At 73.1% G+C, this 7,644-nt stretch carries 8 protein-coding genes; 2 read left to right on the top strand and 6 right to left on the bottom strand.

Annotated elements, in window-relative coordinates; translation table 11 throughout:
- Positions 1 to 16 precede the first annotated feature (16 nt).
- A complete protein-coding gene (locus ACZ4NB_RS34415) occupies positions 17 to 1,150 on the bottom strand; it encodes a baeRF2 domain-containing protein (protein ID WP_467666971.1) in 1,134 nt (377 codons plus the stop codon).
- 329 nt (positions 1,151 to 1,479) lie between these two features.
- Between ACZ4NB_RS34415 and ACZ4NB_RS34420 the strand changes: the two genes are divergently transcribed.
- Both ACZ4NB_RS34420 and ACZ4NB_RS34425 read left to right on the top strand, forming a co-directional pair.
- On the top strand, positions 1,480 to 1,890 hold the full coding sequence (locus ACZ4NB_RS34420) for a DUF2795 domain-containing protein (RefSeq protein ID WP_467666972.1): 411 nt from the start codon (positions 1,480 to 1,482) through the stop codon (positions 1,888 to 1,890).
- A gap of 115 nt (positions 1,891 to 2,005) precedes the next feature.
- Positions 2,006 to 2,473: a DUF5709 domain-containing protein gene (locus ACZ4NB_RS34425; protein ID WP_467666973.1), complete on the top strand. Its 468-nt coding sequence runs from the start codon at positions 2,006 to 2,008 to the stop codon at positions 2,471 to 2,473.
- A 36-nt stretch (positions 2,474 to 2,509) separates the two neighbouring features.
- Here ACZ4NB_RS34425 and ACZ4NB_RS34430 read toward each other — a convergent pair whose 3' ends face one another.
- The 5 genes from ACZ4NB_RS34430 to ACZ4NB_RS34450 all read right to left on the bottom strand — a co-directional run bounded on the left by ACZ4NB_RS34430 (position 2,510) and on the right by ACZ4NB_RS34450 (position 7,445).
- Complete coding sequence (locus ACZ4NB_RS34430) at positions 2,510 to 3,259, bottom strand: hypothetical protein (RefSeq protein WP_467666974.1); 750 nt, start codon at positions 3,257 to 3,259, stop codon at positions 2,510 to 2,512.
- A complete protein-coding gene (locus tag ACZ4NB_RS34435; protein WP_467666975.1) occupies positions 3,252 to 3,896 on the bottom strand; it encodes an RNA polymerase sigma factor in 645 nt (214 codons plus the stop codon). Before ACZ4NB_RS34435 ends, ACZ4NB_RS34430 begins: the two co-directional genes overlap by 8 nt.
- Before the next feature lie 154 nt (positions 3,897 to 4,050).
- A complete protein-coding gene (locus ACZ4NB_RS34440; protein ID WP_467666976.1) occupies positions 4,051 to 4,476 on the bottom strand; it encodes a hypothetical protein in 426 nt (141 codons plus the stop codon).
- Between the two features lie 120 nt (positions 4,477 to 4,596).
- Entirely contained in the window at positions 4,597 to 5,514 is a 918-nt protein-coding gene (locus ACZ4NB_RS34445) for a serine/threonine-protein kinase (RefSeq protein WP_467666977.1), read from the bottom strand.
- On the bottom strand, positions 5,511 to 7,445 hold the full coding sequence (locus tag ACZ4NB_RS34450) for an ABC transporter ATP-binding protein (RefSeq protein ID WP_467666978.1): 1,935 nt from the start codon (positions 7,443 to 7,445) through the stop codon (positions 5,511 to 5,513). The genes ACZ4NB_RS34445 and ACZ4NB_RS34450 overlap by 4 nt, the downstream gene beginning before the upstream one ends.
- Between the last annotated feature and the right edge of the window lie 199 nt (positions 7,446 to 7,644).

The following is a 7,644-nucleotide window of genomic DNA, read 5'->3' on the forward strand; positions in this document are numbered from 1 at the left end:
GGCACCGGTGCGGTTCTCACTCCGGCGGTTCCTCCTCCGACCGGCGCAGGATGGCGCCCAGTCCGCCCTCCGGCGCCTGTTCGAGGTCGCGGACGACCACGATCTCGGCCCCGCCGGCGACCGCGCACCGCACCAGGGCGTCGTCCGCGCGTGCGGTCGCCGGGCGCTCCTCCCCCATGGCCTGCACATCCGCGCCCCGTACGGCCAGTTGATCCGCTCCCTCGCCCACCCAGACCTGCCGCGCGATATCCGCACCGTGCGGGCTGACCAGCAGCGTTTCGATCCGGTGCGCCCGCGCCGCCTCGACCAGGGCCGGGATGCCGGCCGCGGCCCGCGGGGCGCTCCGGCCACCGGACCCGGCGCGGAAGCGGTCCGTCACCTGGGCGACGTGCTCGCGCTCGCGGACGGCCCGGACCTGGGCGATGTCCCGCTCGACCAGATCGCGCTCGGCCCCGGGCGCGCGCCCGCCGTGCTCGCTCTCGTAGGTGACGGCGCGCAGCCGGGAGGGCAGCTTGTCGTGCACCAGATGCCGCTCGCGCGCCTCGCCGATCAGGACGACGACCTCGGCGCCGCTGCTGTCGAACGCCTCGCGCACCGCGTCGGCGATCTCCCCGGCGCCTCGCTCCTCGGTGTGCCCCGCCGTGGTCTGCAGATGCCGTTCGGACCAGTCGGCCGGGGCGGTACGGGGCGGGGGGCGTTCGGTGTCGCCGGCCCGGCCGGTGTCGTCGGTGCTCCGCTCGCCGAGTACGACCAGGTCCGCTCCGTTGCGGTCCAGGCGGACCACGAGACAGACGGGGTCGTCGCCGACCGCAGCCAGCAGGGGGGTGACCCGGGGTACCGGCCCCCAGGCGGCGAAGGGGGTGGCCGGGGGGCCGGGAAGCGGTGTGTCGAGCACGACCACACCGTCGTGGGCGAAGAGCACCCGGCCGGTGTGCGCGCCCGGTGCGCTGTCGCGCGGTGCGACCAGGGCCTCGTGCACGGCCCCGCAGGTGGCCTCGTCGGCGCCGAGCGCGAAGAGCTGGGCCGTGGTGGCGCTCGCCAGCAACTCCTGTTGTTTCTCGACGTCCTCGGTGCCGTGCGAGATATCGGCGTAAACGGTTGCCCAGGGCCCTGGCCGATCGATGACCGGTCGAAGGAGCGAGAGTCGCATGGCGCTGCCTCCTTGGATTCCTCGGATTCCTCGGATTCTCCCGGTATGCGGTTGGCTGCCGTCGGTATCGCATTGCCGTCGGCGAGACGCGGTCGGCTGCCATACGAATTCCCCTTCCGGAAAAGGCGTATGCATGACGGGCATATGCCTCTCCCGGACGGCCCCGGTCACCTTCCGTACCCGGCTGTGCGTACTCCGTGTACGGGGCGGAAAAGTGCGCCTGAACCGCGCCTTCGGCGCCTTCCGGTTGTTAGGGCGAAAGGACCGGGGAAACTGGGAGAAACGCGTCGGGTCGGCACGACACCCAGGAGTCGGAGGCAGCGATGGTCATGGAACACGGAACGGACAAGACCGGACCCGCACGGGACGACGTGATGAAGAAGCAGCTGCGCGGGCAGTTCACCACGGTGCGCTCGCTGCGCACGGACGAGGAGCATGAGCTTGAGCCGGCGGGCGAGGACCAGCCGCTGGCCGCGTGGTCCCCCGAGAGCGCCTTCCGGGGCGGCACACCGACCGGTATGACCGAGCAGGACGTCGGACTGCGCTCCGAACTGGCTCAGCACCTCGGCCGGAGCCTCTACCCGGCCGACAAGAACACGATCATCGAGACGCTGCGGCGCAACAACGCGCCGGACCGGCTGGTCGGCATGGCCGAGCGGCTGCCCGCGCACGAGCGCTTCGGCAATGTGCAGAGCATCGCCGAGGCCGTCGGGCTGCACACCGAGCACCGGCGCGCCTGACACCGGCCGGTCCGTCTTGGCGCTGCCGGGCGGCGCCGGCAGGCGGACAATTGGTGGTACCGGCACCTGCCGCAGTCCGCGGCGGGGCGAGCGAAGGGGAAGAGGGAGGGCGGTCATGTCCGACGACGCGATGGGCGACGAGGTCTACCAGCCGCCCCGAACCGATCCCCAGGACAACCCCAACGACCTGGACATGGAGGACGCCCTCGACGAACCGGGGCTCGACGAGACGCTGGACACCGGCTACTCGCCCCCCGAACGGCCGTACGTGGTCAATCACGCCGGGACCACCGCACGGGAGCTGCACGAGGGCGACTCCCTCGAACACCGGCTGGCTCTGGAGGTGCCGGAGGTGAGCGCGCCCGACGGCGACGGTATCGGCGATCTGCCGGGCGGAGTGGGCGAACCGGTCGACGCCGAGTGCGGCGAGGAGCGGGCCGGGCGGCTCGTGGGCGCCGACGAGGGGTTCTGGCGCGGCGGCAGCAATGACGTCTCCGCCCGGGACGTCGGCATCGACGGCGGCGCGGCGTCGGCGGAGGAGGCGGCGGTGCATATCGCCCGCGACGAGGATCTTCCCGATTAGAACTTCCGGAGCGGGTGGCGCGGTCCTCCGGAGGCGTCACCGCGCGGTGAAGTGCGCGGTGGCCAGGACGCTGCCGTCGGCCGCGAGCAGCCGGACACCGGAGAGCGTGCCGGGGTCCACCGAGGCCGGGGCGCCCCAGTAGCCGTCTCCGTCGTGCAGGTCGAAGGTGCCGACTTTGACGGTGCTGCCGTCGGTGCGCTCCAGCAGGCAGGTGACCTTGCCGTGGTACGGGATCCCCGCGTCGGCGAGGTCGACGTCCATGAACACCCAGCCGTGCTCCCCGGGATGGGCGTAGAGGTCACCGGCCGGCTGCCGGTGCCCCGCACCGGCTCCGGTCAGCTGCGCCCACAGCACATGCGTCCCGGCCTGGACGGGGCGCGCGGGACCGGCCGCCATGTTCTCGATGGCCGTGCCGAGGGCCCAGCCGCCGAACCCGAAGCCGAGCGCCAGCACCGCCGCGGCGGACGCGACCCGCAGCCGTACGCCGCGGCGGAACCCCGCGCGCCGGCGCCCGAGGCCGCGGGCCGTCTCGCGTCCGTCGCGCTCGGCCTGGGCCTGCGTCAGCCGCCGCGCCACCCTGGTCTCGAAGCCGGCCGGCGGTTCGCTGCGGGGCAGCAGGCCGAGCAGTCCGTCACCGACGAGGGCGAGCTGCTCGATGTACTCCCGGCAGTCCGCGCAGCGGTCCAGATGGGCGGCCGCCTCGGCCCGTTCCCGGCCCGAGAGCACGCCCAGTGCCAGCTCGGCACCGGTCTCGTGCAGCTGTTCGCAGCTCAGGTCCCTAGTCATGGCCGCCTCGCTCGGGAGAACCGGGTTGCGGGCGGGTGGGATGCGCCGACGCGGGGTGGGGTCGGGTGGGATCCGGGGAGGTGAGCGTGGCCCGCAGCTTGGCCATCGCGGCCCTGATCCGGGTCTTGGCGGTGCCGAGCGGGATGTGCTCCCAGTCGGCGACCTGCTGAGCCGTCATCCCGTAGATGCCCGCCATCACCAAAGCGCGGGCCTGTTCGCCCGGCAGCCGCGCCACCGCGGCCCGCAGGGCGGACGACGCCTCGTCGGCGAGCGCCCGGTCCTCGGGGGTGTCGGTCACCGCGCCCACGAGCGCGTCGAGGTCCTCGGGAGCCACCGGCTCCGGCCGGCGCGACCGGACGGCGTCGATGGCGAGGTTGTGCGCGATGGTCGTCAGCCAGGCCGTCACCGATCCACGGCGGGAGTCGTAGATCTGCGCATGCCGCCAGGCGCGTTCGAAGGTCTGCTGGGCGATGTCCTCGGCGAGCTGCGCATCGCGGGTGACCGCGACGGCCACGCCGAAGACCGTGTGCTGGAAGCGCCGTACGAACGTCACGGCCAGCTCCGGGTCGCCCGTGGCCAGACCAGCCAGCAGCGCCTCGTCCGGGATGCGTCCGACCGGGAGCTGCAACCTCTGCATACCCCTGTCTACGGTCCGCCCCGGCCAGGGGATTGCCTGGCGGTTACGGAAGACCACGCACCCATTCTCCCTCGGTGCCGGTGCCTCGACGGGGGTCGGCGGGCAGCGGTACACGGGCAGCGGGACCGGGGGCGCCGCGGTGTTCACGGCAGGACTACCGAACGTGTACGGACGCGGCGGGGCGGGTGACCTCGGTGGACGCGGTGCGGGTCCGCTCCACACCGCACCACACGGCGAAGGCGAGGACGAAGGTCACTTCGGCGACCATGGACAGGGCTCCGTAGGGCGGATCCCAGCCCTTTTCCTGGTAGTCCGGCAGCCCGACGGTCCGGGACAGCGCGAAGCCGAGCACCATACCGCCGCTGACCGCCGTGCCCAGCAGCCACGCCGGTAGCGGGTGCGGCCGCGCCAGGCCCACGGCGGCGACGAGCAACGCCACGCTTCCGACCAGGAACAGTATTCCCATGTACGCCACTTCCTCCAGGTGTTCGGGGACGAGCAGGAGATGGACCACGGCGCTGAGGACCGCGCAGGCCCCGGCGACCCCCCTCAGCCACGCCTCGGCCGGACGAGCGTTCATCGGGCACCTCCTGGAGTTCGCCGGTTGTGAGCTGTCTGAGGTACGGAGTGGACCCGGCGAATGGTTCATGATCGTCCCCGCGGTGGGCGGAGACGGGACGTCCGTTCGCGGGCGCGGTGTTCAGCCGGCCGCGGCCGCGCGCCGGTCGGACGGCGGCAGGCCGTCGAATGCCGCCGCGAGCTGGTGGAGGGACGGCCGGGCGGCCGGATCGGGGGCGAGGCAGCGGTCGATCGCCGCGCCGAGGGGGCACGGAAGGCGCCGTCGCGTGCCGACGGCGGGAGCCGGTCCGTAGAGCTGCGGGTACCGGTACCGCCCGGCGTCCGTCTCGTCCTGCGATGCGCTGCCGTTGTCCCAGGTCGTCGATCCGCTGCCGTCCCCCGTGTCGCCGTCGCCGAAGGGCACCTCGCCGGTGGCGGCCTCGTACAGGGTGCCGCCCAGTCCCCAGACGTCGGCCGCCGGGGTGAGCCGCCCGCCGCGGGCCTGCTCGGGGGCGAGGTAGCAGCGGGTGCCGATGCCCGGCGGCGCCGGGCCGGGCGGGCGGGCGACGCTCAGGTCGAGCAGCTTCGCGCGCCGGCAGCCGACCACGACGTTGGACGGCTTGAGGTCGAGGTGCAGCAGGCCGTGGCCGTGCAGGTAGTGCAGCGCCGAGCACAGCTGCAGGCCGAGCAGGGCGAGGTCGGCGGCGGCCAGCCGGCGCCGGCGGCGGTCGATGAGGTGCGCCAGGGTCTCCCCGGTGAGCGTCTCCAGCACCACGAAGGGCTGCGGGGTCTCGCCCGTCTCGTAGCCCCGGACCAGGTGCGGATGTGTGAACGTCTGGAGCCAGCGGCCCTCTTGGAGCAGCCGCTCGCGCAGCCCCCGCTCGTCTCGCCGGTCCGGGCGCAGCACCTTCACCACGCAGCGGCACTCCCGCTCCTGGCTCCAGGCGTCGTACAGATCCAGCCAGCCGGTGCGGCACAGGTGGGCGAGGACCTCGTAGCGCGGTGCCACCATCGTTCCGGGTGCCAGCGGCGGGGGCTCGGGGGCCGGTGCGCGGGTCATGGCACGACCTCGGCCGGCGCCGGGTCGCCGGGCCCGTGCAGCCGGTAGAGCCGTGCGTAGGCCGCACTGCTGCGGAGCAGCTGCTGGTGGGTGCCGCGGTCGGCGATGCGGCCGCCGTCGAGCAGCAGGATCTGGGTGGCGTCGCGGACGGTGAGCAGATTGTGGGAGATCAGGATCGTGGTGCGGCCGCGCATCAACCGCCGCAGCGGCTGCAGGACGTGCCGGCCGGACTCCGCGTCCAGGCCGGTGGTCGGCTCGTCGAGGAGGAGTACGGGCGCATCGCGGATCACGGCGCGGGCGATGGCCAGGCGCTGTCGTTGTCCGCCGGAGAGCAGCCGGCCGCGCTGCCCCACCAACGTCTCGTAACCGTGCGGGAGTTGGCTGATGAAGCGGTGGGCGTCCGCGGCGCGGGCGGCCGCGACGATCTCCGCGTCGCTCGCGTCGGGCCGGCCGTAGGCGATGTTGTCGCGCACCGTGCCGTGGAGGACCAGGGTCTCCTGGAGCAGCATGGCGACGTTGTCCCGCAGCTCGTCCAGGCGCAGCTCGCGAAGGTCGTTCCCGTCGAGGCGGATGGTGCCGTGGTCCGGGTCGTAGAAGCGCAGCAGCAGTTTGGCGGCGGTGGTCTTCCCGGCGCCGCTGGCCCCGACCAGTGCCAGCGTCTCGCCGGGCGCCACGCGGAACGAGACCCCCGACAGGGCCGGCCGGGTGGACCCGGGGTAGCAGAAGGAGACGTCGTCGAACTCCACGCCACCGCGGGTGCGGCCGAGCGTGCGCGGAGCCGGGGCCTGGAGGACCTGCGGCCGCTGGTCGAGCAGTTCGATGATCCGCTCCGCGGCGGCGGACGCCGAGAAGAAGGTGTTGCTGAGGCCGGAGATCCCGCGGATGGGGCTGTAGAGCCTGCTCAGCAGGGTGAGGAAGACCATCAGACCGCCCAGGGTGAGGTGGCCCTGGGCCAGTTGCCAGGTGCCCAGGCCCATCACCAGCAGCGCACCGGCCAGTTCGACGAGGTCGACGACCGTGGAGTACACCGCACCGATGCGCGCGGAGGCCATGGCCGCCCGGAACCTGCCGAGGTTCTCGCGCTCGAACCTCCGGTGCTCCCAGGGCTGCCGGTTGTACGCCTGCACGAGCGCGATATTGCCCAGGGTCTCTTCGGTGAGCGCGCTGATCGAGCCGCTGCGGCGCCGCCGCTCCCGCGACGCGGCCTTCACCCGCCGGGCGAAGCGGCGGGCGGTGCACCAGAACACCGGCGCGATGACGAGGGCGAGCAGCGTCAGGTCCCACTGGAGGTAGAACAGCACACCGAGGAAGACGGCCAGCCGCATGACCTGGGCGATCGCGTCCACGATCCCGGAGAGCAGGAACGTCTCGACCGCGTCGACGTCACCGGTGACGCGGGAGAGCACATCGCCGAGCCGCCGCCGCTCGAAGAAGCCGAGCGACAGCCCTTCGACATGGCGGAACAGATCGGACCGCAGGGCCAGCAGGAACCGTTCGCTGACCCAGGTCGAGGTCACCTCGTCGGCGAAGTCGAGGACTCCGGCGAGGAACGTCAGCGCCAGGTAGGCGAGCGCGATCGGCAGCAGGAGGTGCAGATCGCGCGGAACCAGCATGTCATCGATGACGATCTTGAACAGCCAGATCTCGGCCGCGTCGACGACCGGTCCCAGCACGACGAAGGCCAGGATCACCACCAGCCAGCGCCGCCCGCCGCGTGTGTAGGGCCAGAAGCGCCGGAAGACCTCGCGCAGCGCCACCGGCGGGGCGGCCTCGACGATGCCGTCCGCGCCGTCGGGGTCCTCGGCGACGGACAGCAACCGCCGCAGGCTCCACATCAGGCGGCGCGTCGGGGCAGGGCGCGGCCTCCCCTCGCCCGCGCCTTCACCCGGGGCGCCGGCGCGGGAGGGAGCGTCCGGCCGCGCGCTGCTCATGCCGTCTCACCCACCGATGCGGCCGGGCAGTGAGCCCGGCCGCCGACAGACACGTCCAAGGCCCATCTGCTGGGCCTCCGCGGACGCCGCGGAGACCCAGCAGATGGGCTAGGGCCTGTCCGATGGGTCATGGCCGGGCTCGCGGCGTCTGGCACGGCACCTCGCGGCGTTGCCGAATCATCCCGATAGCTCCGCTATC

The sequence above is a fragment of the Streptomyces sp. NPDC026575 genome (genome assembly GCF_055567415.1).

Excerpts from the sequence above, each read along its gene's own strand:
- ACZ4NB_RS34440 (WP_467666976.1), bottom strand. The coding sequence starts at position 4,476 with ATGAACGCTCGTCCGGCCGAGGCGTGGCTGAGGGGGGTCGCCGGGGCC.
- ACZ4NB_RS34415 (WP_467666971.1), bottom strand. The coding sequence starts at position 1,150 with ATGCGACTCTCGCTCCTTCGACCGGTCATCGATCGGCCAGGGCCCTGG.
- ACZ4NB_RS34445 (WP_467666977.1), bottom strand. The coding sequence starts at position 5,514 with ATGACCCGCGCACCGGCCCCCGAGCCCCCGCCGCTGGCACCCGGAACG.
- ACZ4NB_RS34430 (WP_467666974.1), bottom strand. The coding sequence starts at position 3,259 with ATGACTAGGGACCTGAGCTGCGAACAGCTGCACGAGACCGGTGCCGAG.
- ACZ4NB_RS34425 (WP_467666973.1), top strand. The coding sequence starts at position 2,006 with ATGTCCGACGACGCGATGGGCGACGAGGTCTACCAGCCGCCCCGAACC.
- ACZ4NB_RS34420 (WP_467666972.1), top strand. The coding sequence starts at position 1,480 with ATGGAACACGGAACGGACAAGACCGGACCCGCACGGGACGACGTGATG.
- ACZ4NB_RS34435 (WP_467666975.1), bottom strand. The coding sequence starts at position 3,896 with ATGCAGAGGTTGCAGCTCCCGGTCGGACGCATCCCGGACGAGGCGCTG.
- ACZ4NB_RS34450 (WP_467666978.1), bottom strand. The coding sequence starts at position 7,445 with ATGAGCAGCGCGCGGCCGGACGCTCCCTCCCGCGCCGGCGCCCCGGGT.